21 protein-coding genes are annotated in these 25,182 nt (G+C 65.5%); 15 read left to right on the top strand and 6 right to left on the bottom strand.

Annotation, left to right across the window (positions count from 1 at the left end; translation table 11 throughout):
- Positions 1-1,398, bottom strand: coding sequence for a multidrug transporter subunit MdtD (gene mdtD, locus WJ542_RS28115; RefSeq protein WP_411192834.1), 1,398 nt, complete (start codon positions 1,396-1,398; stop codon positions 1-3).
- 175 nt (positions 1,399-1,573) lie between these two features.
- Here mdtD and WJ542_RS28120 point away from each other — a divergent pair, with 175 nt between their 5' ends.
- Positions 1,574-2,434: a LysR family transcriptional regulator gene (locus WJ542_RS28120; RefSeq protein ID WP_411192835.1), complete on the top strand. Its 861-nt coding sequence runs from the start codon at positions 1,574-1,576 to the stop codon at positions 2,432-2,434.
- A gap of 24 nt (positions 2,435-2,458) precedes the next feature.
- Here the strand turns inward: WJ542_RS28120 and WJ542_RS28125 are convergent, their stop codons facing one another.
- Positions 2,459-3,820, bottom strand: coding sequence for an MFS transporter (locus WJ542_RS28125; protein ID WP_411192836.1), 1,362 nt, complete (start codon positions 3,818-3,820; stop codon positions 2,459-2,461).
- 331 nt (positions 3,821-4,151) lie between these two features.
- On the opposite strand from WJ542_RS28125, the gene WJ542_RS28130 reads away from it, so the two are divergent.
- Positions 4,152-4,541 (top strand): type II toxin-antitoxin system VapC family toxin, encoded by a 390-nt coding sequence (locus tag WJ542_RS28130; RefSeq protein WP_411192837.1) that lies wholly within the window; start codon positions 4,152-4,154, stop codon positions 4,539-4,541.
- Between the two features lie 150 nt (positions 4,542-4,691).
- Here WJ542_RS28130 and WJ542_RS28135 read toward each other — a convergent pair whose 3' ends face one another.
- Positions 4,692-5,873 carry a porin gene (locus WJ542_RS28135; protein WP_411192838.1) on the bottom strand — a complete coding sequence of 394 codons (1,182 nt, stop codon included), beginning with the start codon at positions 5,871-5,873 and terminating at the stop codon, positions 4,692-4,694.
- Positions 5,874-6,462: 589 nt separating this feature from the next.
- Between WJ542_RS28135 and WJ542_RS28140 the strand changes: the two genes are divergently transcribed.
- Positions 6,463-6,663, top strand: a complete 201-nt coding sequence (locus tag WJ542_RS28140) for a type II toxin-antitoxin system Phd/YefM family antitoxin (RefSeq protein WP_411192839.1) — start codon at positions 6,463-6,465, stop codon at positions 6,661-6,663.
- 59 nt (positions 6,664-6,722) lie between these two features.
- On the opposite strand, the gene WJ542_RS28145 is transcribed toward WJ542_RS28140, so the two are convergent.
- Positions 6,723-7,775, bottom strand: coding sequence for a LacI family DNA-binding transcriptional regulator (locus WJ542_RS28145; protein WP_411192840.1), 1,053 nt, complete (start codon positions 7,773-7,775; stop codon positions 6,723-6,725).
- A gap of 311 nt (positions 7,776-8,086) precedes the next feature.
- Between WJ542_RS28145 and WJ542_RS28150 the strand changes: the two genes are divergently transcribed.
- From WJ542_RS28150 to WJ542_RS28205, 12 genes are all read left to right on the top strand, one after another.
- Complete coding sequence (locus WJ542_RS28150; protein ID WP_411192841.1) at positions 8,087-9,370, top strand: extracellular solute-binding protein; 1,284 nt, start codon at positions 8,087-8,089, stop codon at positions 9,368-9,370.
- Positions 9,371-9,444: 74 nt separating this feature from the next.
- A complete protein-coding gene (locus tag WJ542_RS28155) occupies positions 9,445-10,362 on the top strand; it encodes a carbohydrate ABC transporter permease (protein WP_411192842.1) in 918 nt (305 codons plus the stop codon).
- 3 nt (positions 10,363-10,365) lie between these two features.
- The gene (locus WJ542_RS28160) at positions 10,366-11,205 is read left to right on the top strand and encodes a carbohydrate ABC transporter permease (protein ID WP_411192843.1); all 840 of its coding nucleotides are present in this window, start codon (positions 10,366-10,368) and stop codon (positions 11,203-11,205) included.
- A 76-nt stretch (positions 11,206-11,281) separates the two neighbouring features.
- Positions 11,282-12,409, top strand: a complete 1,128-nt coding sequence (locus WJ542_RS28165; RefSeq protein ID WP_411192844.1) for an ABC transporter ATP-binding protein — start codon at positions 11,282-11,284, stop codon at positions 12,407-12,409.
- 144 nt (positions 12,410-12,553) lie between these two features.
- Positions 12,554-14,956: a glycoside hydrolase family 3 N-terminal domain-containing protein gene (locus WJ542_RS28170; protein WP_411192845.1), complete on the top strand. Its 2,403-nt coding sequence runs from the start codon at positions 12,554-12,556 to the stop codon at positions 14,954-14,956.
- 57 nt (positions 14,957-15,013) lie between these two features.
- On the top strand, positions 15,014-15,781 hold the full coding sequence (xylB, locus tag WJ542_RS28175) for a D-xylose 1-dehydrogenase (RefSeq protein ID WP_411192846.1): 768 nt from the start codon (positions 15,014-15,016) through the stop codon (positions 15,779-15,781).
- Positions 15,778-16,662, top strand: coding sequence for an SMP-30/gluconolactonase/LRE family protein (locus WJ542_RS28180; protein WP_411192847.1), 885 nt, complete (start codon positions 15,778-15,780; stop codon positions 16,660-16,662). The genes xylB and WJ542_RS28180 overlap by 4 nt, the downstream gene beginning before the upstream one ends.
- 741 nt (positions 16,663-17,403) lie before the next feature.
- Complete coding sequence (locus tag WJ542_RS28185) at positions 17,404-18,420, top strand: LacI family DNA-binding transcriptional regulator (protein ID WP_411192848.1); 1,017 nt, start codon at positions 17,404-17,406, stop codon at positions 18,418-18,420.
- A gap of 153 nt (positions 18,421-18,573) precedes the next feature.
- A complete protein-coding gene (locus WJ542_RS28190; protein ID WP_411192849.1) occupies positions 18,574-20,355 on the top strand; it encodes an IlvD/Edd family dehydratase in 1,782 nt (593 codons plus the stop codon).
- A 9-nt stretch (positions 20,356-20,364) separates the two neighbouring features.
- Positions 20,365-21,546, top strand: a complete 1,182-nt coding sequence (locus WJ542_RS28195; protein ID WP_411192850.1) for a fumarylacetoacetate hydrolase family protein — start codon at positions 20,365-20,367, stop codon at positions 21,544-21,546.
- Between the two features lie 45 nt (positions 21,547-21,591).
- Positions 21,592-23,031, top strand: coding sequence for an aldehyde dehydrogenase family protein (locus tag WJ542_RS28200; RefSeq protein WP_411192851.1), 1,440 nt, complete (start codon positions 21,592-21,594; stop codon positions 23,029-23,031).
- A 21-nt stretch (positions 23,032-23,052) separates the two neighbouring features.
- Positions 23,053-23,460: a PPC domain-containing DNA-binding protein gene (locus tag WJ542_RS28205; RefSeq protein WP_411192852.1), complete on the top strand. Its 408-nt coding sequence runs from the start codon at positions 23,053-23,055 to the stop codon at positions 23,458-23,460.
- Positions 23,461-23,534: 74 nt separating this feature from the next.
- Here WJ542_RS28205 and WJ542_RS28210 read toward each other — a convergent pair whose 3' ends face one another.
- Together WJ542_RS28210 and WJ542_RS28215 are read right to left on the bottom strand one after the other, a co-directional pair.
- Entirely contained in the window at positions 23,535-23,846 is a 312-nt protein-coding gene (locus WJ542_RS28210) for a high-potential iron-sulfur protein (protein ID WP_027797736.1), read from the bottom strand.
- Between the two features lie 147 nt (positions 23,847-23,993).
- Complete coding sequence (locus tag WJ542_RS28215; RefSeq protein WP_411192853.1) at positions 23,994-24,947, bottom strand: LysR family transcriptional regulator; 954 nt, start codon at positions 24,945-24,947, stop codon at positions 23,994-23,996.
- Positions 24,948-25,182: the final 235 nt, after the last annotated feature.

The raw sequence follows: 25,182 nt of genomic DNA on the forward strand, positions 1-25,182 counted from the left end.
CTAGCGGCCGCCCGCAGCCGCCGTCTTCACGGCGGCGCCGGCAGCCGGGCTCTCGTCGATGCGGCGGAAGATCAGCGCGGAGAGCAGCGTGATGGCCCCAACGCAGGCGAAGCTCATGCGGAACCCCGCCGTGATCGTGCCCCACTGATCGGCGAACAGCGTGACGAGCGCGCCGCCAATCGAGACGCCCAGCCCCATGGCCAGCATCTGCACCATCGAAAAGAGGCTGTTGCCGCTGCCGGCGTCTTCGTGCGAGAGCCCCTTGAGCGTGATGCTGTTCATGGCGGCGAACTGCATCGAATTGGCCGCGCCGAACACGGCCAGCACCGCCATTTGCACGGCGAGCGGCGTGCCGCGCGAGATCAGTGCGAACGCAACGATCGATCCGCCGACAATGAGCGTGTTCACGAGCAGGAACAGGTCGTAGCCGTAGCGGCGGATCAGCGGCGCGATCCAGCGCTTGGCGAGCGCGCCGGCGAGCGCGGCGGGCAGCATCATCAGGCCGGAGTGCAGCGGCGTGTAGCCGAGTTCGAGCTGCATGAGGAGCGGTACGAGAAACGGCACCGCGCTCGAACCGATCCGGCACACGAGATTGCCGATCAGGCCGACGCTGAAATTCGGCTCGCGAAAGAGCGCGAGCTTGAAGAGCGGATTCGCGCGGCGCCGCGCATAGGGCACATAGGCGAGCGCGGTGGCGAGTCCCAGCACGAAGAGCGCGACGGACCACGCGGCGCGATGCGAATGCATGGGCACGTCCACGGCGAGCGAAAACGCGATCATGCACAGCGAGAGCAGCGCGCAGCCAGCCACGTCGAACGGCGGCGCGGCCGTGCCCGCCGCGCGCGGCAGGTAGCGCAGCACCGCGATCAGGCCGACCGCGCCGATCGGCACGTTGATGAGAAAAATCCAGTGCCAGGAAAAGGCCTCGACGAACCAGCCGCCCAGCGTCGGCCCGACGATCGGACCGGCCTGGCCCGCCACCGAAATCATCGCGAGCGCCGAAACGTACTGCTCGCCGCTCACGGCGCGCAGCACGGCAAGCCGGCCGATGGGCAGCAGCATCGACCCGCCCACGCCTTGAAGCACGCGCGCGACCACCAGTTGCCCGAGCGTATGGGAACTCGCGCAGCACAGCGAGCCGAGCACGAAAATCAGAATGGCTGCGAAATAGACGCGGCGCGTGCCGAAACGGTCGGCGAGCCAGCCGGAGGCGGGCGTGAGCATGGCCATGGTCAGCGTGTAGGCGACGATGGCCGGCTGCATCATGAGCGGCTTCACGCCCAGGCTGTGCGCAATGGACGGCAGGGCGGTATTGACGATGGTGGTATCGAGCGCCTGCATGAAAAAGCCGGCGGCGACGATCCACAGCAACGCGGTATGGCTTGAATCCTTGTTCATCGGTACGGGTGGGGCGCCATCGCCCGGGGCGGGCGTGGGTTGGCGGCGCATGGCGTGCGCGCGATTCAACCCTTTGCGCACTTGTCGGGACCCGTCAATCATATTGTCATTGGGGGCAATCGGGAACCCCACTGGCGACGTTGACTGTCATCGGCTTTACCGATAACAATGCCTTATGCTCAATCCCACCTGGCTCAAGACCTTCGCGACCGTTGCCGCCTGTCACAGCTTTACCGAGGCGGGGCGCCAGCTCGGCCTCACGCAGTCGAGCGTCAGCGACCATGTCCGCCGTCTCGAACACGCGGTTGGCCGGCGGCTGTTCGTGCGGGACACCCACTCGCTCGCCATGACGCCCGACGGCGAGGCCATGCTCGCGCACGCGAGCGCGATCCTGCAGGCCATCAACCGTGCGGAGGCGCAGTTCCGCGCGCCGCGGCTCAAGGGGCGCGTGCGTCTGGGCTCGTCCGACGACGTCGCCCTCGGCCCGCTGCCGACCGTGCTCGCGGCCTTTCGCAACGCGCATCCCGATGTGGAACTGGAGATCACCATCGGCATGACCGGCAAGCTCTATGACCTGCTGGACGCCGGCGCGATCGATCTGATGGTGGGCAAGCGGCGCCTGGGCGACAAGCGCGGCGTGCCGCTCTTCACCGGGCGGCTGGAGTGGCTCGCGCGCACGGGTACGCTGGTGGACCTGACACAGCCGCTGCCGCTGATACTCGTGGCCGAGCCCAGCGTGACGCGCGCCGTCGTGCTCGACATGCTTGCGCAGACGGATTTCCGCTGGCAGGTGGTGTGCACGAGCAGCAGCCACGCCGGCTGTATTGCGGCGGCGCGCGGCGGCCTTGGCATTACCGTGCGGCCGCAATACCTCTCGGCGCGCGGACTCGTGCCGCCCGTCAACGCGGCGAGCCTGCCCGCGCTGCCCGACGTGGAGTTCATCGTGCTCGCGGCGAAGCGGTTGAGCCGTCCCGCCGGAACGCTGCTGCAACTGCTGCACGAAAGCGATCTGCGCGGGTCGTGGATCGGGGAGTAGGCGGACCGCGCCGTTACGCTTGCGTTACTGCGCCTGACCGCGATCGGACGACTCGCGGTTCAGCATGGCCTTCGGAATCGAGAGGATCAGGACGCAGCTCACGAGCAGGCAGGCGCCGAGCGCGTAGGTGCCGTTGTTGATGTCGCCGGTCAGGTCCTTTGCCACGCTGGTGATCATCGAGCCCGTGAAGCCGGAGAGATTGCCGACCGAATTGATGAGGGCGATGCCTGCGGCGGCGGCCGTGCCGGAGAGTATCTGGCCAGGGAACGTCCAGTAAATCGGCATGAGCCCCAGAATCGCGCAGGTGGAAATCGTAAGGAATGCGATCGAAAGCGGGACGTTGTGGGCGAAAAAGGCGCTCAGCATCAATCCGACGCCGCCGATGAACGCGGGAACGGCCGCGTGCAGCCGCCGCTCGCCGGTCTTGCGCGAATGCGAGGCGTTCCAGATCATCGCGACCACGGCGCTGAGGTAGGGAATGGCGGTCAGGAGGCCGATGTGCAGCGGGCTCGTCACGCCGGAAGCGCGGATGATGGACGGCAGCCAGAACGCGAGGCCATAGAAGCCGGTGTTGAAGGTCAGCAGGATGAAGGTGAGGAGCCACACCTGCGGGCTCTTCAGCCCGGCGGCCATGCTGTGCGCCTTCTTCGTGCCTTCCTGTTCCAGGTTTCGTTGCAGCAGCGTCTTTTCGGCCGCTGTGAGCCACTTTGCGGACGCGATGCCGTCGCCCATCGTGAGCAGCACGATCACGGCGACGAGAATGGACGGCACGCCTTCCAGCAGCAGCATCCACTGCCAGCCGCTCATGCCGAAGAGACCGTGGATGTTTTCCATCAGCCAGCCCGAGACGACGCCGCCAAGCGTCAAGCTCACAGGAATGGCGATCAGGAATCCCGACATCGCGACGCTCTGGCGACGCGCCGGGAACCAGTAGTTCATGTAGAGGATGATGCCCGGGAAGAAGCCCGCCTCGCAGGCGCCCAGCAGAAACCGGAGGAGATAGAACATCGTCGAGGCTTCGACATGGAAGAACCGCGCGAGCGGCGCGATGAATGCCAGCGACGACGAGACGATCCCCCAGGTCACCATGATGCGCGCGATCCAGAAGCGTGCGCCGTAGCGGTGCAGCAGCAGGTTGCTGGGAATCTCGAAGAAGAAGTAACCCCAGAAGAAGATGCTGGCGCCCACGGCATAAACGCCATCGCTCATGCCGAGCGAGTCGAGCATCTGCAGCTTCGCGAAGCCCACATTGACGCGGTCCAGATAGGCCACGACGTAGCAGAGCAGCAGCAACGGCAGGATGCGGCGCAATACCTTGCGGTAGAGCTGCTCCTCCGCTTCGTCTATGACGGCAGGGGAAGCAGCGGCCTGGCTGAGCGTTGTCACGGGGGTGTCTCCTTCTTCTCTGTGTGTCTTCCGCGTCTTGCGGCATCACGGAGACGTGCAGCCGGTTTCCGTGCCGGTTTGTTACCGGTAACTAAATTAGCACGGCTGGCGCCGGGCGGCAAGCCGCGCGGATGCACCAGGACCGGGAATTCCCTCGCATGACATCGCCGGACGTTATCGCTAACATTTACCGCCTGAGACCATGTCCCGGCACAGGATGGACGTGGCAAAACAAAATCTGGAAGGTTTGGAGATTCGCGATGAACGAGAAGAGCCCCAAGGCCGCATTCGGCCTGCCCACCCGTGTTCCACCGGACGGCGGGGTGATCACGTGATCGCGCTCGACACCCTGGCCCTCGTCTACTGGTTGAGCGGGAGAGAGGACCTGGGCGAGGCGGCGCGCAACGCCATCGAAACCGAGTTGAACGGCGGCGACATCCTCATTTCGACGATCACGCTGCTGGATGTGGCGCAGTTCGTGGAAGACGGCCGGCTCGCGCTGGCCATGGACACGCGTAGCTGGCTGTCGGCGCTGGTGGCGATCGAAGGCGTGCGCACGATACCCGTGAGCACGGCGATAGCGGTTCGCGCGGCTTCGACCTCTTCGGAGCTGAGTTCGCATCAGCGCCTGATTGCCGCAACCGCTTACACGCATGGCTGCGCGCTCGTGACGCCCGAGGCGCAGATCGGGGCCTTGGCTTACGTGGAAACGGTCTGGTGATCGGCGTGCGGGGTGCCGGGTGACGGAAAAAAGACCGGCAGACCGCAAGTAGGGATCGCGGTCGTGCCGGGTTGAAATGAAGGTACTGCGGAGAAAGTGAAGCAGACGGCATGCCGCACATCGCGCGCGGCATGCCGGTGATGCCGGGCCTCAGAACTGCGTCATGATGCCCGCGATCGCGCCGAACTGGCCGCTGCCGTAGTTCGGCGTCTGGCTCGTGCCGCCCTGGTTGGTGTTCGGGCCGTACGGATCGGCGTAGCCGTTGCCGAGACCCACGTTCGACGTCTTGCTGTTCTCCACGTAGGCGAGTTCGGTGTAGAGGAACGTGCGCTTCGAGAGGTTATAGGTGCCGGCCAGCGTGTACATCGTCGCGTTGCCGTTGCCGTTGTTCGCGTTGGCGTGGTACACCGCGCCCGTGAGCGCCACGGCGGCGTTGGCCTGCCAGGCGAGACCGAGCCATTCGTGGTCCACGGCCGTGACCGGCGTTGCGCCGCCCGGCAGGGTGCCCGGCGTCACGCCGTAGCTGCCGTACGAGCCATCGGGCGCGGCCAGATGCTGGTAGCCGACGAAGGCCTTGAGCGGACCCCACGTCAGGTTGCCGCCGGCCATGGCCGAGCGCGAGTACTGGTAGACGTTGTCGAACTTGCCGTTGGTGTCGCGCGTTTCGTCGTAGATCGCAAGCAGTTCGAAGCTGCCGCCCGTGTACATCGCCTTGAAGCCGTCGGCGCGCCCCTGGCCGCCGCCCACCTGGGCGGGACCGCTGCCGCACGGGCTCGAACTCGACGCGCTACAGCCGGGTGCGCTGTTCCACGACGGGCTGTTGGTGAGCTCGTACTGGCCCTTGAGGGTCAGCCCGCCCATCGACGGCGACGTGTACTCGGCACCGTTGCCGGCTTGCGCCCAGTTGCGTCCGCGCACGAGCGTCGCGATCGCGTACTGCTGCATCAGTTGCGGGTCGATGTCCCAGCTGTCCTGCGAGATCTCGCCGGCGCCGATGTTGCCGAGCTTGAAGGTGCCGAAACGGTCGTTGCTCAGACCGACCGTGGCATGACGGCCAAAGAGACTGCCGTTCTGCACGTTGCCGGTCATTGCGCTAAAGCCGCTTTCCAGCTGGAAGATGGCCTTGCTGCCGCCGCCGAGGTCTTCGGAGCCCAGCAGGCCCCACCACGACTCGCCCCAGCCGCCGCTTTGCGCGCCGAACACATTGCCGCCCGGAACGCCGGTGCGGTAGACGAGGCCGTTGTCGATGCGGCCATACAGCGTCACGCTGCTCTGGGCATGAGCGCCCGCGGTCAACGCGAGCAGGGAAAGAGCGATGATGCTTTTTTTCATGTTGAACCTGTAGCTCGTTGTCTCGTCCATGGTCGAAAGTCTGTTTTTGTCACGCAGGATGTGAAAGCGCTCGTGAGCGTTTCGAGCGAGATTCTAGACAGCCAGGTCTCAAGGACTGCTACTTTGATGGATCAGGAAAACGCTGACGAAAATCCGCTTGCCAGGCGCGTGTAACGCCGCGCGGTTTCAGTCTGGTCACATCGTCTGGTCGCTTTCTTCCGGGAGGTAAAGGACGTCGTTTCGCGTGCCTCGGTTAAAGCCTGCCGAAGGCGAGCGCGGTCGGGCGAAGCAGGGCTCAGGCCAGCGTGATGTGGCAAGAACTGCACAAGGCCTGTTGCAGGCAGACAACACGCATGGGGCAGGGTGCCGGAGCGGTGCGGAGCGATATCGCCGGAGGTCTTCGGAAATGATCAGTTATGCTGATGATGGCGTATCAGCTTGGTGCAAGCCGAAGCGGCTTCGGGGTTCTCCCTCAGCTTGAAAATTTTGTCGAAAGAGCACCGTGTGATATCGTCGCGTTACCGATAACAAAACGCTGGTCTGACAAGGCCGCAGGCGCGTAATACGGAAAAGGGACAGGAGATAGAAAGTGGAGCGACGGGTATCGAAGGCGGTGTTCAAAACGAAGGCTTGCGAACTGTTCAGGCAGGTGGAGACCTTGGGGGAAAGCCTGATCGTCACGGACCACGGGCAGCCCACGATCGAGATCCGGCGCTATGCAGCCCGCCGCAAGCAGCCCATCGCGGCGCTGCGTGAGGCCATCATTCACTTCAATCCGGAGTCGCGCTGAGCCGGTCGCGTTCCCGCCGGGGTGGCGGGATGGCCAGCGCGTTCGCGAGCGGCGCCGGGTCAGCCGGCGCGGGTCTTGCGCGCGGCAGCCGTCTGCCGCTGACCGAACGGCGCAGGGCCGGTGGAATTGCGCACGACGAGTTCGGCAGGAAACGTCGTGCGTTGCGACGTCGTGTCGAGGCCGCTGATCTGCGCGAGCAGCGTATTGACCGCGGAACTTGCCATCTGCTGGAAGGGCTGGCGTACGGTCGTCAGCGGCGGGTGAAACTGCTCGGCCATCGGAATGTCGTCGAAGCCGATCACGGAAATGTCCTTCGGAACGCGCAGCCCCGCCTCGCGCGCGGCGGCGATGACACCGAACGCGCTCTGGTCGTTGGCCGTGAAGACGGCGGTGGGCGGATTGGGCTGGTCGAGCAGGCCGGAGGCCACTTCGAATGCGGTGATCTGCGAAAGATCGCCGGTGACGATCAGTTCGGGGTCGTGCGGCAGCCCGTGCCGGGCCAGCGTGTCGTGATAGCCGCGCTGGCGGTCGCGCACGCCTTCGATCGCTTCGTCGCCGCCCAGGAACGCGATGCGCTTGTGCCCGAGCTCGACCAGATGCTCCACCGCCATGCAGGCACCGCCATAGTTATCTACGGAGACCGAAGGAAAACGGTTCAACGTGCCGCGCTGATCCACGACGACGACGGGCACGCTGGCGGCGGCGAGCGAATCGAGGCACATCGTCTCGCGCGGCAGGATCGCGATCAGGCCATCGGAGAACTGGCGCACGAGCTTGAGCACTTCCGGGTGCGAGCGGCTGTCGTCGGAGACGGTATAGACCAGCACCTCGCAACCCGCCGCACGCGCCGCGCGTCCCGCGCCGAGTATCAGTTCGCTGGCGAACTGCGTGTCGAGCGTGGGCGTAATGATGCCGATGATGCCGTTCTGGCCGCCCGAGAGCTTTTGCGCGGTGCGGTTGACGACATAGCCGATGTCGGACGCAATGCGTACCACTTCGTCGCGCGTTTCGCGCGAAACGCCGGGGCGTCCGTTCAGCGCGCGCGACGCGGTCATCTGCGAAACGCCAGCCAGTCGCGCGACGTCTGCCAGCGTGGGGTTTTGCTTGGTCATGCCGTGACGAGCTTGTTGGTAAGTAAGTTAGCGCCGGCCTTGGGCCGTTAGCGATATCGTTATGTCGGCGGGTATTCTAACAGAACCAGAATGGCGGGCAACCGGCCTCGCTTCAATCGGCTTCGCAGCCAGCCTTGCAGCCTTATTGCAGGGACAGCCAGCCACCAGGGCGGGCGTTTGTGGGAAACAGAGCATGGTCGCGGGTTAACCCCCTCTGGCGATGGCAGAACGATATAACTACCATTCCATAACGTTAAGGCTAACGTTCCTAACGTTGATTAACTCACAACACGAACGACAGGAGACATCAGATGGCGTATGCGGTGGTATCGAAGAAGGCGATGGGCGCGGCGGCGCTGCTTTCATCGCTGACCTTGGGCGGCGTGGTCCATGCGCAGGATGCGAAGGTGATCACGACGTGGGACCAGCAGACCAATGTGTCGTCGAGCAAGATCCTGCGGGACGCATCCGATCGTTTCGAGAAGGCGAACCCGGGCTACAAGGTCGAGAACTCGCACATCCTGAACGATGCCTACAAGACCAAGCTGAAAGTCGCGTTCGGCGCCAACCAGCCGCCGTGCGTGTTCGCCACGTGGGGCGGCGGCCCGCTGCATGAGTACGTGAAGTCCGGTCAGGTGGTCGACCTCACGCCGTATCTGCAGAAGGACCCGTCTTACCGCGATCGCTTCCTGCCGGCCTCCTGGAGCGCGGTGACGTTCGACGGCAAGACCTATGGCGTCGCGGCCGAAAACGCCTCGGCGGCGGTGATCTTCTACAACAAGGAACTCTTCCAGCAATATGGCCTGACGCCGCCCAGGACCTGGGACGATCTGATGCACGTGGTGAAGGTGCTCACGTCGCATGGCGTGGCGCCGTTCGCGCTGGCCAACAAGAACAAGTGGACTGGTTCGATGTACTACATGTATCTCGTCGACCGCATCGGCGGCCCGCAGGTCGTGCGCGACGCGGTGGCCGGCACCGGCAAGGGCTTTGGCGATCCGGCGTTCGTCGAGGCGGGCAAGTATATCCAGCAGCTCGTGAAGGCGGGCGCATTCGCACAGGGCTATAACGGTCTCGATTACGACGTGGGCGCCTCGCGTCGCCTGCTGTATTCGGGCCGTGCGGCGATGGAGCTGATGGGCGGCTGGGAAGCGTCCACGATCGCGAACGAAGACCCGGCGTTCTCGAAGAAGCTCGACTTTTTCCCGTTCCCGAGCGTGCCGGGCGGCAAGGGCGATCCGCGCGACGTGATCGGCACGGTGGGAGACGGCTTCCTGAGCGTCTCGACCGAGTGCAAGTATCCGGAGAAGGCGTTCAAGCTGATCCAGGCCCTGACCGACGATCAGTCGATGCAGGCGCGCGTGGGCGATCACAAGATTCCGCCGGTCAAGAACATCCAGATCGACGATCCGTTCCTCAAGCGTCTGCAGACCCTGATCGTGGACGCGCCGAACGTCCAGCTCTGGTATGACCAGGCCCTGCCGCCGGCCCTTGGCGAACTGCACAAGGACACCACGCAGTCGCTGTTCGGTCTTTCGGTGACGCCTGAGGCCGCCGCGCAGCAGATGGAAGCCGCCGCGAAAGCGGGTAGCTGATCGACAGAGACAGAGACCGTCCCACAGGAAAGTCCTGCCGGCGCCGTAAAAAGCGCCGGCAGGCAGACAAGCTCGTGAACATCGTCCTTTCCGCCGTACCCGAACGCCGTCTGCGCATCTCCACGCAAGGGCTCGTCGCCGCCGTGTTTCTTGCGCCCGCGATTGCGCTGCTCGCGGTGTTCCTGCTCTATCCGCTCATCTCCAGCCTGCGGCTTTCGCTGCTCGACTGGAACGGCCTGGGCAGCAACGCCCGCTACGTGGGGCTCTCGAACTGGGTCCATCTCGCACACGATACCGTGTTCTGGCAGGCGTTCGCGAACAACGTGATTCTCGCCGTGACGTCGATCGTCGTCGAGCTGCCCATTGCGCTTGCGCTGGCGGTGCTGCTCGAAAAGGCCGGGCGCGGTTCGCGCCTGCTCAAGATTCTCTACTTCCTGCCGCTGCTCATGTCGAGCGTGGCGATCGGCGTGCTGTTCAAGAACGTCTACGATCCGAACTTCGGCCCGCTCAATGTCGGGCTGCGCGCGCTCGGGTTCGACGCGCTTGCGCAGGACTGGCTCGGCGACCCGCATCTCTCGCTCGCCTCCACGATTGCCGTGATCTGCTGGCAGAACACGCCGTTCTACATGATCCTGTTCCTTGCCGGCCTTTCGTCGATGCCCGCCGAGGTCAACGAGGCCGCGCGGCTCGACGGCGCCTCCGAATGGACCCTCTTCTGGCGCATCAAGTTGCCGCATCTGCAGGGCACCGTGCGTACCGCCGTGCTGCTCTCCGTGCTCGGTTCGCTGCGTTACTTCGATCTCATCTATGTGATGACGGGAGGCGGGCCGGAGGGTTCGTCGGAACTGATGGCCACTTATATGTACCGCACCGTGTTCAGCTCGTTTCAGCTCGGCTACGGCAGCACGATCGGCTCGGCGATGTTCATCATCGTCTGTGCGGTCGCCGCGGTGTCGCTGCGTTTCACGCGCCGCTACGCAACCGAGGTGTGAGCCATGACGACGAAAGCACTTCGCATTCCGAACCTGCGCATGGGCGTGCCGCTGCTGGCCTTGATCTGGCTGGCCGTCACCACGCTGCCGTTTCTTTTCGTGGTCGCAACGAGCCTCAAGACCCAGGACGAGACGTATTCGTCGCCAGTCTGGGCGCCGCCCGCGCACCTGTACTTCGGCAATTACGCCGCGGTGCTCGAAGGGCCGTATTTCACGTACTTCCGCAACAGCGTGTTCGTGGTGGGCGTTTCCGTGGTCCTGATCGTGCTGGTGAGCGCGATGGCCGCGTATGCCTTCGCGCGCATGAAGTTCGCGCTGAACAAGATGCTCTTCGGGCTCGTGGTGGCGGGCATGATCGTGCCGCTGCACGCCACGCTGGTGCCGATCTATCTGCTCACGCGCAATCTGGGACTCTACGACACGCCGTTCGCGCTGATTGGCCCCTATGTTGCGCTCAGTCTGCCGGTGTCGATTTTCATCCTCTCCGAGTTCATGCGGCAGATTCCGCGCGAGCTGGAAGAGGCGGCGGAGCTCGACGGCTGCGGTCCGTTCAGCATTTTCTGGCGCATCTTCCTGCCGCTCTCGGGGCCGGGGCTCGCCACTGTGGCGATCTACAACGGCATTGGCCTGTGGAACGAGTTCATCTTCGCCTACATGCTGACGTCCACGCCCGAGCATCGCACGCTGCCGCTCGCCATCTGGGATTTCCAGGGGCAGTACTCGTCCAACGTGCCCGCGATGCTGGCGGTGGTCACGCTGACCTCGCTGCCGCTGATCGTCGCTTACGCGTTCGGCCAGGAGCGCGTGATCAAGGGCATGATGGCCGGATCGCTGAAGGGCTGACGCGCAAGGGCATCGAGCGCACGAGACGAAACCGCGCGGCCATGCGGCCCGCCTACCGAACTTCGCATAACACGACATGGCAAGCATTTCCCTCACGAACGTACAGAAGGCCTATGCGAATGGCCACGCGGTGATCCGCGACGCGAACCTCGAAATCGGCAAGAACGAGTTCTGCGTCTTTCTGGGGCCCTCCGGCTGCGGCAAGTCCACGCTGCTGCGCATGATCGCGGGCCTCGAATCGATCACGGGTGGCGAGCTGCATATCGACGGGCAACGGATGAACGACGTTCTGCCCGCGAAGCGCCGCGTCGCGATGGTGTTCCAGAACTACGCGCTCTATCCGCACATGAGCGTCTACGAAAACATGGCGTTCGGCCTGCGCCAGGCGAAGATGGACAAGTCGCTGATCGACGAGAAGGTCCGGCGCGCCGCCGCGGCGCTGCAGCTCGATGCGCTGCTCGAACGGCGTCCGGCCGCGCTGTCGGGCGGCCAACGTCAACGCGTGGCGATCGGACGCGCGATCGTGCGCGAGCCGGGTGTGTTCCTCTTCGACGAGCCGCTCTCTAACCTCGACGCGGCTTTGCGCGTGCAGACGCGCACGGAGATCGCGCGGCTGCATCGCGAGTTCCGCGAAGCCAGCGCCGTGTACGTCACGCACGACCAGGTGGAGGCGATGGCGCTGGCCGACCGCATCGTGCTGCTGCAGACCGGCGCGAACATGGAACGGCACGGCAGCATTGCCCAGGTGGGCGCGCCGCTCGATCTGTACCACCATCCGAGGAGCCGCTTCGTTGCCGGCTTCATCGGCTCCCCTAAGATGAACTTCCTCGCGGGAACCGTGGCCGCAGCCGACGAAGGCGGCGTGGTGATCGCGCTGGCAAGCGGCGAGCGCGTGCGTGCCCGCGTGGATGCGGCCGGCGCGAGCGTGGGTATGAAGGTGACGCTTGGCGTGCGCCCCGAGCATCTGCGCCTGGCGGTGGACGCAGGCAACGAGCAGACGCTGGCTTGCCGCGTGAAGCTGGTCGAGCGCATGGGCGAACACAGTTACGTGCACGCGGAGCCTTTGGCTCATGACGCGGGGGCGTTGATCGCGAAGATTGCGGGCGACAGCACGCTGAGCTACGGCGATACGGTCAGTCTCGCGTTGCCGGCCGAGGCGTGCCACGTGTTCGACGACCGCGATATCGCGTTGAAGCGGCATTGAAGCGGCATTGAAGCGGCATTGAAGCGTCTCGCCTGAGTTTTCCGGGGTCCGCCGCAGAGCGGGCGTCGTGATCTTTCAATCAGTAATGCTAATCGTATAGGCGCCTCCCGGCTGCCTGCGAACCCAATTGTCAGGAGTGAATGGATGTCGCTTCAACACACCAGCGAGACCCCGGTTTACCGTCGGCCCGACGCACCGACCGAGGCTCGTGTAGCCGACCTGCTTGCGCGCATGACGCTGGACGAGAAGATTGCGCAACTGCACGCCGTATGGCTGAAGCTTCGCGAAGACGGCCGTCACGAATGGCGCAGCGAGGACTTCGCCCAGCGCGACACGGGCGTGCCGCTCGAAACGCTGCTGCGTCACGGTCTCGGGCAGGTCACGCGGCCGCTTGGCACCCATACCGTGGACCCGAAGGAGGGCGTGAAGGCGCTGAACGCGCTGCAGCGCCAGATGGTGGAGGGCACGCGTCTGGGCATCCCGGTGATGGCGCACGAAGAGTGCCTCGTCGGCCTGATGATCAAGGACGCCACGCTGTTCCCCTCGCCGCTGAATTACGCGGCAACGTGGAATCCGGCGCTGATCGGCCGCGTGGGCGAGGTGATCGGCGAGCAGGCGCGCTCGATCGGCTGTCATCAGGGGCTCGCGCCCGTGCTCGACGTTTCGCGCGACCCGCGTTGGGGCCGCACGGAGGAAACGTTCGGCGAGGACCCGTACCTCGTGGGCGTGATGGCCTGCCACTACGTGCAAGGGCTGCAGGGCGAGCGCCGCGACCTCGTCGCGACGCTCAAGCACTTCGTCGCCCATTCGGCGAGCGAAGGCGCGCGCAATCACGCGCCGGTTCATGTCGGGCCGCGCGAGCTCAACGACACTTTCATGCTGCCCTTCGAGATGGCGGTCAAGCTCGCTCACGCGGGCTCGGTGATGCCGGCCTATCACGACATCGACGGCGTGCCGTGCCACACGAACCGCGAACTGCTGCAGGGCGTGTTGCGCGACAAATGGGGATTCGACGGCCTGATCGTGGCGGACTATGCCGCCGTCAACCTGCTCTATACGCATCACGGCGTGGCGCGCGATGCCGCCGAGGCGGCGGCCCAGTCGTTCAATGCCGGACTCGACGTCGAACTCCCGGGGCACGAGTGCGCGCTGCACCTGAAGGAAGCGCTAGCGCGCGGCGAGATCAGCGAGGCGACTATTGACGCGGCCGTAACACGCGTGCTGCGCGTGAAGTTCGATATCGGTCTCTTCGAGCATCCGTACACCGATCCAGAACGCGTGAACCTGAGCAGTGCCGAGGCGAGCGATGTCGCGCAGGAAGTTGCACGCCAGTCGGTCGTGCTGCTGCGCAACGAAGGCGTTCTGCCGCTCGCCAACGATGGCCGGCAGAAGGTTGCGGTGATCGGACCGACCGCCGACGATCCGCTCGCCTTGCTCGCGGGCTATAGCTTCCCGGTGCACCTCATCAATAGCGGCGAGCAGTCGACCTCTTCCATGAAAACCCCGCTGCAGGCGCTGCGCGAGACGCTCGGCGAAGCGCAGGTGGTGTACGAGAAGGGCTGCGCCATTATCGAAGAGCGTCGCGCGGGCGCGCCGGTGTTCCCCGGCGACGTGACGCCGGGCACGGAGAAGCTCAGTACTCACGACGAACTGCTCAGCGGCGATACCTCGCGCATCGCGGCAGCGGCGCAGGCCGCACGCGGCGCCGATGTGGCCATCGTGTTCGTGGGCGACCTCGCCGGACTGTTTCAGTCGGGCACCGTCGGCGAAGGGTCGGACACGGACAGCCTCGCGTTGCCGGGCGTGCAGCAGGCCCTTGTCGACGCGGTGATCGCCACCGGCACGCCCACTGTGGTCGTGATGACGGGCGGCCGTCCTTATAACCTCGGCGGGCAGGAAGAGCGTCTTGCCGCTCAGGCGATGGCCTTCGCGCCGGGCGAGCGCGGCGCCGAGGCGCTGGCCGAATTGCTGACCGGTCAGGCGAACTTCGGCGGCCGTTTGCCGCTTTCGGTCCCGACGAGCGCGGGCGCCGTGCCCTACGTCTACAATCATCGGCTCAAGAGCGCGGGGACGCCGATTGCGTGGCACTTCGGCTCGCGCTATCCGTTCGGCTTCGGGCTGGGCTATACGCGCTTCAGCTACGGGGATCTGCAACTGGCCGTGGCGGACGCACCGATCGAAGACGGCACGTTCGAATTCAGCTTCACGCTCGAAAACATGGGCGAGCGGTCCGGCGACGAGGTCGTGCAGGTGTACGTGCGCGATCGGCTTGCCTCGACGTCGCGCCCCGTGAAGGAGCTCAAGGCCTTCGCGCGGGTCACGGTGGAGGCGCACCAGAAGGCACGCGTGCGCGTGCGCCTGCCGGTGGACATGCTCAATTTCACCGACGGACGCGGCGAGCGTATCGTGGAGCCTGGCGACTTCGATCTGATGATCGGCAGTTCGAGCCGCGACATCCATCTGAACGCGACGCTTGCGGTGACCGGCAATGCGACTCGCACGCTGGAGCGCGACTGGCGTATGGTGAGCGACGTCCAGGTGATCTGAGGCAGCGCCCCCTGGCCGAATTCCTTTTTACTTTCGAACTCAGGAACAGAAGCAACCATGTCTTACGCGATTTACCCGAGCCTTTTCGACAAGGTGGTGGTGGTGACGGGCGGCGGCACGGGCATTGGTGCCGCCATGGTCGAGGCGTTCGCGGCGCAGGGCGCCCGCGTGTTCTTCCTCGACGTAGCCGACGACGCCTCGGCGTCCCTCGCGCATTCGCTGCGCGAGGCGAAGCACGCACCGGTCTACCGGCGCTGCGACCTGCGTGACATTGCACAGCTCGAAACCTGCTTCGCCGATATCGCGAGCGCGGCGGGACCCGTGCAGGTGCTCGTGAACAACGCGGCCAACGACGACCGTCACGACGTGCGCGACGTGAAAGCGAGCTACTGGGACGACCGCATGGCCGTCAACCTGCGTCATCACTTCTTCTGCGCGCAGGCGGTGGCCGAAGGCATGCGCCAGCTTGGCGGCGGCTCGATCATCAATCTCGGCTCGATTTCGTGGCATCTCGCTTCGCCGCGGCTCTCGGTTTACATGACGGCGAAGGCCGCTATCGAAGGGCTCACGCGCGGGCTTGCCCGCGATCTGGGCGACTACGGGATCCGCGTGAACTGCGTCATTCCCGGCGCGGTGCGCACGCCGCGCCAGATGCAGTTGTGGCAGTCCAGCGAAAGCGAGGCGCGCATCATGGCGCAGCAGTGCCTGCACGAGCGCATCGATCCCGAGCACGTTGCACGCATGGTACTGTTCCTCGCCTCGGACGATGCTGCCCGCTGCACGGGCCGCGATTACTTCGTGGATGCGGGTTGGTACGGCGAATGAATGCGATCACACCCGTCTGCGTGTGGGAGGCCGGCGCGCAACTGGGCGAGGGGCCGGTCTGGGTGGCGCGCGAGCGTTCGGTCTACTTCGTCGATATCAAGCGGTGCCAGGTACATCGTTTCAACGTCGATACGGGGGCGCGGCAGAGTTGGAGCGCGCCGGCGCAGCCGGGCTTCGTGGTGCCGCATGAGGATGGTTCGATGCTGGCGGGCCTGCAGGGCGGCCTGCATCGCTTTATGCCCGAGGAGGGTAGCTTCGTGCTGGCCGCGCCGGTGGAAACGGAGCGGCCCGGCAATCGCCTGAACGATGGTTATGTCGACGCGCAGGGCCGTCTCTGGTTCGGCTCGATGGATGACGCGGAGACGTCTCATAGCGGTGTTCTTTATCGCGTCGATTTCAATGGGGCGATGAGCGTGCAGGATCGTGGATACGTCATCACGAATGGGCCGGCCATGTCGCCCGATGGCCGCACGCTATATCACGTCGATACGTTGGAGCGGGCGATCTACGCGTTCGACGTGGCCGGCGATGGCGAGCTTACGGGACGCAGGTTGTTTGCTGCGCATGCGGAGCCTGGTTATCCGGACGGGCTTGCGGTGGATTCGCAGGGGTATGTGTGGAGCGCCTCGTTTGGCGGCGGCCGGATCGAGCGTTATGCGCCGGACGGCGCGCGCGTGGGGCGGGTGGTGTTTGCTTGTTCGAATGTGACCAAGCTTGCCTTCGGCGGGGATGATTTGCGCACGGTCTACGCGACCACGGCGCGTAAGGGGCTGGACACCGGAATGTTGGTGCGTGAGCCGCTGGCTGGGGGGCTATTCTCGTTTCGTGCCCCTGTGGCGGGGCAGCCGCAGGCGCTGTGCAGGGTGGCTTTGGGCCGCTAAAGCGGTCTAAGAGTGTTTTGAAATTGTGATTTGTGGAGGGGCTTGCTGTTTTGGCCTTTCCTTGTGTTCGTGGTGGTCTGCCAGGGTTGCCCCTGTGCGGGGCGGCACCTACTTTCTTTGCCGCGGCAAAGAAAGTAGGCAAAGAAAGCCGCTCACACCGCTAATGCCAGCCACCATTCACCCCGCACCACAATAGCCAGTGGCTCCGGAGCGTCTGTCACCCCGCACCCTCCACGTTAGTGACAAAGGGCTCATACCTCCTGCTGCGCGCTACGCGCGCCGCAGACAGGTCTGCAAGGGAAACCGGCCTTGCTGCGGGGCATTTCGGTGTGCATACCGCTGGTTTAAGTTATGCCCTTCGGCGCGCGCAGCGCCGCCGGAAGGATGAGCGCCTTGTCACTCCGGCTAACGGCCAGTGATGGCAGACGCCCCGGAACCACTACCCACGATGGCGAGTGGCGGACGGCGTCACACTGGCGGGGTGAGCGGCTTTCTTTGCCTACTTTCTTTGCCGCGGCAAAGAAAGTAGGTGCCGCCCCGCACAGGGGCAACCCTGGCACACCACCACGAAAACAAGGAAACGCCAAAACAGCAAAAACTGCGAACAAGCGCCCCGCGGCAGCACCCCCCACAAGGCGCGCCAAGCCCTAGCTTGCAGCTATCATACGATTATTCCCAATTCCTCCGTCCCCCTGATCGATGGCCAAACCCGCCGCCGCCAGCAAGTCCACTCCACCCCGCATGTCCGACGTGGCCCGCATGGCGGGCGTCTCGAAGATGACCGTTTCGCGCGTGCTGGCCGGGCGAAGCGCATCGGCGGCGACACGCGAACGCGTTCAGCGCGCCATCGAGGAACTCGGCTACGTGGCCGACGCGGCGGCCGGCGCGCTTTCCTCGGGGCGTTCGGAGTTCGTCGCGGTGCTCGTGCCGTCGCTGTCGAGCTCGAACTTCTCGGACACGGTGCAAGGCCTCACCACTGCGCTGGAGCCGCACGGCCTGCAACTCCTGATCGGCGATACCGATTACTCGCTCGAACGCGAGGAACGCCTCGTGCGCCAGTTGCTGCGCTACCAGCCGCGCGCGATCGCGCTGACGGGGGCGCAACACACGGAGGCGACGCGCGCGCTGCTGGAGCGCGCCGACGTGCCCGTCGTCGAGATGTGGGACTGGCCCAGCGATCCTGTCGATCGCGTGGTGGGCTTCTCGAATGCGAAGGCTACGCGCGAGATGGTGCGTTACCTGGCGGGCAAAGGATACCGCCGCATCGGCTTTATCGCGGGCGCGGGCGAACTCGACCGGCGCGGCATCGAGCGTCTCAAGGGCTATCAGCAGGAGGTCAAGGCGCTGGGTCTCGGGGCGCCGCGCGTCGTGAGACTGGGCGAGGCGCCGGTGACGATGAGCCACGGCGGTCCCGCCATCGCCGAACTGCTCGCGCAGTGGCCCGACACCGAGGCCGTGATGTGCGTAAGCGACATGTCGGCTTTCGGGGCGATCATGGAGTGCCAGCGGCGCGGTTTCGCGGTGCCGGACGACATTGCGATTGCGGGCTTCGGCAACTTCGAGGTCGCCACCTGCTGCCATCCGACCATCACGACGGTCTCCGTCGACGCGCTCGGTATCGGCCTGCGCACCGGCGAGTCGTTGCTCGCGGCGCTCGATGCGCGCGAGCGCGAAGCGGCTGGCGAGCCGCTGTCGTTCATGCGCGTGCCCGAAAAGGTCCGCATCGAGTACGCCGTGGTGCCGCGCGAAAGCGCGTAAGAACGCATGAGGACGCGCGCGGTAGCGCTTTAGCTCGACGCTTGGTACGCCACGTGAAGCCGTGCTAACATCGAAATATGTTACCGGTAACGAATCGTGTCGAGTCGCATCGAATCGTACCGGGGCAGGACGAAAGGAACAGGAGAAGGAGACATGACACAAACCCCGCGCAGGCTGCGCAGCCAGGAGTGGTTCGACGATCCGTCCCATGCCGACATGACGGCGCTCTACGTCGAGCGCTTCATGAACTATGGCCTCACGCGCGAAGAGCTGCAATCGGGCCGCCCGATCATCGGCATCGCGCAGACCGGCAGCGATCTCGCGCCGTGCAATCGTCATCACATTGCGCTCGCGGAGCGTGTGAAGGCGGGCATACGCGATGCGGGCGGCATTCCGATGGAGTTCCCCGTGCATCCGCTGGCCGAGCAGAGCCGCCGGCCTACCGCGGCGCTCGACCGTAACCTCGCGTATCTCGGGCTCGTCGAAATCCTGCACGGCTTCCCGCTAGACGGCGTGGTGCTGACCACGGGTTGCGACAAGACCACGCCGGCCTGCCTGATGGCGGCGGCGACCGTGGACCTGCCCGCGATCGTGCTCTCGGGTGGCCCGATGCTCGACGGCTGGCACGAGGGCAAGCGCGTGGGCTCCGGCACCGTGATCTGGCATGCGCGCAATTTGCTGGCGACCGGCGAGATCGATTACGAAGGCTTCATGCAGCTCACGACGGCGTCGTCGCCTTCGATCGGGCACTGCAACACGATGGGCACGGCGCTCTCGATGAACTGCATCGCCGAGGCGCTCGGCATGTCGCTGCCGGGCTGCGCGAGCATTCCCGCAGCCTATCGCGAGCGCGGGCAAATGGCCTATACGACCGGCAAGCGCATCGTGGACCTCGTGCGCGAAGACGTGCGCCCGTCGCAGATCATGACGCACGCGGCGTTCGAGAACGCCATCGTGGTGGCTTCGGCGCTCGGTGCGTCGACGAACTGCCCACCGCACCTGATCGCCATTGCGCGTCACATGGGCGTCGATCTGAGCCTCGCGGACTGGCAGCGCGTGGGCGAGCAGGTGCCGCTGCTCGCGAACTGCATGCCGGCCGGCGAGTATCTGGGCGAGAGCTTTCACCGCGCGGGTGGCGTGCCGGCGATTCTGCGCCAGCTCGACGAAGCGGGGCTGCTGCATCGCGATTGCCCCACGGTGTCGGGCCGCACGATTGCGGACATTGCAACCGCGGCGCCGCAAGCCGATCGCGACGTGATCCGCCCGCACGACGAGCCGCTCAAGCACGGCGCCGGATTCATGGTGCTCTCGGGCAACTTCTTCGACAGCGCGATCATGAAGATGTCGGTGGTCGGGGAGGCGTTTCAGCGCACCTACCTGAGCGAGCCCGGCGCGGAAAACGTCTTCGAAGCGCGGGCGATCGTGTTCGACGGCCCCGAGAATTACCGCGCGCGCATCAACGACCCCGCACTCGAAATCGATGAGCACTGCATACTGGTAATCCGCGGCTGCGGTACGGTGGGCTACCCGGGCAGCGCGGAAGTGGTGAACATGGCGCCGCCCGCGGAGCTCGTCAAACAGGGCATCGACTCGCTGCCGTGCATGGGCGACGGGCGCCAGAGCGGCACGTCCGCGAGCCCTTCGATCCTGAACATGTCGCCCGAGGCGGCGGTGGGCGGCGGCCTCGCGCTGCTGCGCACGAACGACCGCATCCGCGTGGATCTGAACGCGCGCAAGGTCGACGTCTTGATTCCGGAGGACGAACTGGAACGCCGCCGCGAAGCCGCGACGTTCGGCGTGCCCCCGTCGCAAACGCCGTGGCAGGAGCTGTACCGGCAGTTCGTCGGGCAGCTTTCGACCGGCGGCTGCCTCGAACCGGCTACGCTCTATCTGAAGGTGATCGCCGAGCGCGGCGAGCCGCGCCATTCCCACTAGGAACCCGATATGACCACACTTTCTTCTTCCGCCTGTTTGCCCGTCGATCTCGACGACGCGGTGCTGGTGGGCCGCGTCTGGCGCCGTGACGGTGCGCAGGCCGGCCCAAGCGTCGTCGCGGTGCGGCGCGGCGAAGTTTTCGACATCACCGCCGTCGTGCCCACCACGGCCGATCTGTTCGACCGGCCCGACCTGCTCGACGTCGCCCGTCATGCGCCGGGCGAATCGCTCGGCCGCGCGGAGGCGCTCGTCGCGGCGGCAACCGGCGACGCGACCGGCCCGGTGCTGCTCGCACCCTGCGACGTGCAGGCGATCAAGGCGTGCGGCGTCACGTTCGCCGTGAGCCTCGTCGAGCGCGTGATCGAAGAGCAGGCGGGCGGCGACCCCGCGAAGGCGCGCGCGGTGCGCGAGACGATCAGCGAGCTGATCGGCGCCGATCTTTCTAAGATCAAGCCTGGCTCCGATGCGGCCATGCGTCTGAAAGAGGAATTGCAGCGGCGGGGGGCCTGGTCGCAGTATCTGGAAGTCGGCATCGGGCCCGATGCGGAGGTTTTCTCGAAGTCGCAGCCCATGTCGGCCGTGGGCTTCGGCGCGGAGATCGGACTCTTGCCCGCATCGGTCTGGAACAACCCCGAGCCTGAAATCGTGCTTGCGGTGAACGCAAGCGGCGGGATCGTCGGCGCGACGCTCGGCAACGACGTGAATCTGCGCGACATCGAAGGCCGGTCGGCGCTGCTGCTCGGCAAGTGCAAGGACAACAATGCCTCGTGCGCAATTGGCCCGTTCGTGCGGCTCTTCGACGGCCGCTTCACGCTCGATTCGGTGCGCGCGACCAGCGTTTCTCTGCGCGTGGAAGGCGCCGACGACGGCTTCGTGCTCGACGGCGTGAGCCACATGCGCGAGATCAGCCGCGATCCGGCCGATCTCGTCGCGCAGACCTGCGGCGCACATCACCAGTACCCGGACGGCTTCATGCTGTTCCTCGGCACGATGTTCTCGCCGATCCTCGATCGCGATGCGCCCGGTGCGGGCTTCACGCATCATCTGGGCGACGTGGTGACGATTTCGGCGCCGGAGCTGGGCGCGCTCGTGAACACCGTGAAGCGGTGCACGGACGTGGCGCCGTGGACCTTCGGCGTGCGCGCGCTCTACCGGAACCTCGCGGCGCGCGGGCTAATGGGGGCGCACTGAGCGCGCGTCTTGCATGAACAGACTTCAGGATTCAGGAGGTAGGCGATGAGCCAGTTCGCTAATTTCATTGCGGGCAACTGGGTGGAAAGCACGCAGGTGTCGCGCAACGTCAATCCGTCGAATCTGGACGACGTGATCGGCGAGTTCGCGCAGGCCGACGCGGCCCAGGTCCATCACGCGATCGGCGCGGCCCGCGCCGCGTTTCCGCAGTGGTCCAACTCGACGCCGCAGCAGCGCTTCGACGTGCTCGACCGCGCCGGTACGCTGATACTCGAACGCAAGGCCGAGCTAGGCCGCCTGCTCGCGCGCGAAGAGGGCAAGACGCTCGCCGAAGGCATCGGCGAAGTGGGGCGCGCGGGGCAGATCTTCAAGTTCTTCGCGGGCGAGGCGCTGCGCCTGAACGGCGAGATCCTGCCCTCGGTGCGGCCCGGCATGACCGTGGAGGTCACGCGCGAACCGCTGGGCGTGATCGGGCTCATTACGCCGTGGAATTTCCCGATCGCGATTCCCGCGTGGAAGATCGCGCCGGCGCTCGCCTACGGTAATTGCGTCGTCATCAAGCCCGCCGACCTCGTGCCGGCTTCGTGCTGGGAGCTCGTGCGCATTATCGCGGAGGCGGGCGCGCCGGCCGGCGTCATCAATCTCGTGATGGGGCGCGGTTCCGTGGTGGGCGAGGCGCTCGTCGAGTCGCGCGAGGTGGACGCGATCAGCTTCACGGGGTCGGTGGCGACGGGCCGGGCGATTGGCGCGAAGTGCGTGCAGCTCGGCAAGAAGTTCCAGCTCGAGATGGGCGGCAAGAACCCGATGGTGGTGCTCGACGACGCGAATCTCGATGTTGCGGTGGACGCGTGCATCAACGGCGCGTTCTATTCGACCGGGCAGCGCTGCACGGCGTCGAGCCGCCTGATCGTGACCGAAGGCATTTACGATCGCTTCGTCGCGGCAATGCAGGCCCGCATGCGTCAGCTCGTGGTGGGCGACGCGCTGGAGGCGGCCACGCAGATCGGCCCGGTGGTCGACGACCGGCAACTCGCACAGGATGAGCGCTATCTCGACATCGCGCGGGAAGAGGGCGGCGAAGTGTTCGGCGGCGAACGCGTGGCGCATGCGGCGCAGGGCTATTTCCTCGCGCCGGCGCTCGTTACCGGAACCACGCCGGCGATGCGCATCAACCGCGAGGAGGTGTTCGGCCCGGTGGCTTCCGTGATCAAGGTGAAGGATTACGACGAGGCGCTCGCGGTGGCGAACGATACGGAGTTCGGTCTTTCGGCGGGCATCTGTACGACTTCGCTGAAATACGCGACGCATTTTCGCCGGCACGCGCAGGCGGGCATGGTGATGGTGAACACGGCGACGGCGGGCGTGGACTATCACGTGCCGTTCGGCGGGCGCAAGGGTTCGAGCTATGGCCCGCGCGAGCAGGGCAGCTATGCGCGCGAGTTCTACACGGTCGTCAAGACGGCATACATCAATCCGCTGGTTTGATCGCGTACAGGGTGGTCTGCCATGCAAGCCTGTCCCCTGCGACTGTCTCCCGGCGAAGACCTGCGCGCCGCGGTTGAAACCGCCTTGCGCGAGCGCGGCGTGAGCGCCGCCTTCGTGGTGCAGGGCATCGGGAGCCTTAGCGTCGCGCAGCTACGCTACGCCGGCGCCGAGTCTGCCTGCGAGCTGCGCGGCGATCTGGAAATACTGACCGTTGCGGGCTCGGTGTCGCCCGACGGCGCGCACCTGCACATGTCCGTTGCCGACGCGCACGGCCAGGTATCGGGCGGCCATGTGGCGCACGGCTGCCGCGTGCGGACCACGGCCGAGCTACTGCTCGTCCTGCTCCCCGAGCATCGTTTCTCGCGCGCCCTCGACCCCCAGACAGGGTATAAAGAGCTACAGATCGACGGAGAGCCCACCCGTAAGTAACGGGTGAGGTGCATAGGAACTACGCCCATTGCATCGGAATCCGAAGCAATGGGCGTTGCGCTACCGTTCGCGTATCAGGCCTTCTTCACGTAGGCGCTGCACCATCCGCCGCTATTGACGAGCTTGCCGCCGAACATCGGGCAGGGGCCGTTGGGCGCCCCGGCCTTGCCTTGCCAGAGCTGGCAGTTCGAGCAGGACTGCCCGGCCTGATACTTGGCGTACTTCGCCTTGTCGACCTGCGATGCATTGGATTTGTACCCGAGCGCCTGGGCGGTGGGATCGCTTTCCGATACCGGGGCGGCGTCGGCGCGCGCTTCTTCGATGAAGACCGGGGTGGAAGCAAGTGCCGCAGCGATGGCGATAAAGCGCCGGCGGGAGCATGGCATTGCAAGTCTCCTGTGCTGGGCGCGGCTGTGGGGAAGGGCCGCGCGGGTTGACGTCGAGGTCGAACTCCTTGTAACAGACTATGGCGAGGCGTCGTTTGGCGCAAGGTGATTTTTAACGTCACGTCGTGACAGGGATGCCTCGGCGTCTCAACTTTTCGAATGCCTTGCGGCGCCCGCGGCGGCGCGCGGCGACACCATCGTGCGGCTGCGATGGCGCACTTCCTTGCTGAATTCGGTGCAGGCCTGCGTCATCAGGTCGGTCGAGCGGTACACCATGTACACATGGAAGTCGGGCAGCTCGTCGCGGATAGGAATGGGCTTGAGCGTGGTGCGATTGAGCATGAGCGGCCCGCCCGTGCCGTAGAACACGAAGTCCGACCACATGCTGATCAGGTCGGTGCAGGTGGCCAACTGCAGACCGAGCAGATTCGATGCGCTTTGCACGATGCGTCTCGGCATGTCGAGGCGATGCAGCCGCATGAGGCTCGCGAGCGGGCTGCCGGGGTCGTCGAGCGGATCGAGCGTGAGCCAGTCGGCCTCCAGCAGCGAACGCAGGCTCGTGACGCGGCCAAGCGGATGGCCGGGCCGCGCAGCGATCACCATGCCCACCGAGAAGAGCGGCTCCCACTGGAACGCGTTCGTGCCGGGGCCACTGTTCGTGGAGATCAGGGCGAGGTCGAGGTGGCCTTCGCGCAGGCCCTCCAGTATCTGCTGGGGCCGCATTTCGTAGGCGCGTAGCGCGACGGCGGGATAGCGCAGGCGAAACTCCGCGATTGCTTCAGGCAGCGGGCCGCTCGATGCGACGGCCGAAAAGCCGATATTGAGCTGGGCCTCCGCGTGGCCGCGCATGGCTTCGATGTCTTCCAGCGCGTGCCGCAGCTCCTGCTCGACCACGTTTGCGCGCTTGGCGAGTACGCGCCCGTAGTTCGTGAGGCTCACGCCGCGCACCGAGCGCGACATCAGCGTGACGCCCAGCTCGCGCTCCAGTTCGGCCACGGCCTTGGAGAGCGCGGGCTGCGAGATATGCAGGCTGCGCGAGGCCTCGTGCATGCTGCCGTGCTGCGCGAGCGCGAGCAGAACACGCAGTTGGTGCAGTTTCATCCGTGCGTTCCTTGCAGGGGCGTACGTAGTTGCCCTGGTGGGCCGGCTTGCGAATAGATTGTCGTCGCATTCTACGTGGTCGCGCCGCAAACGGTCCTGTTCAAGGACGTGTTCGCGGCAAGGGCCTGCAAGGAGTTGGGCGTGGCGCTGCCGGCCAGATTGAGGTTACCCGCCATTCGCTTGGGACTGCCACACGATTTTTGCAGAACATCATGGTGAACCACCACAGCGATAA

Origin of the sequence: Paraburkholderia yinzeri (genome assembly GCF_046581065.1) — a bacterium.
Lineage (GTDB): Bacteria > Pseudomonadota > Gammaproteobacteria > Burkholderiales > Burkholderiaceae > Paraburkholderia.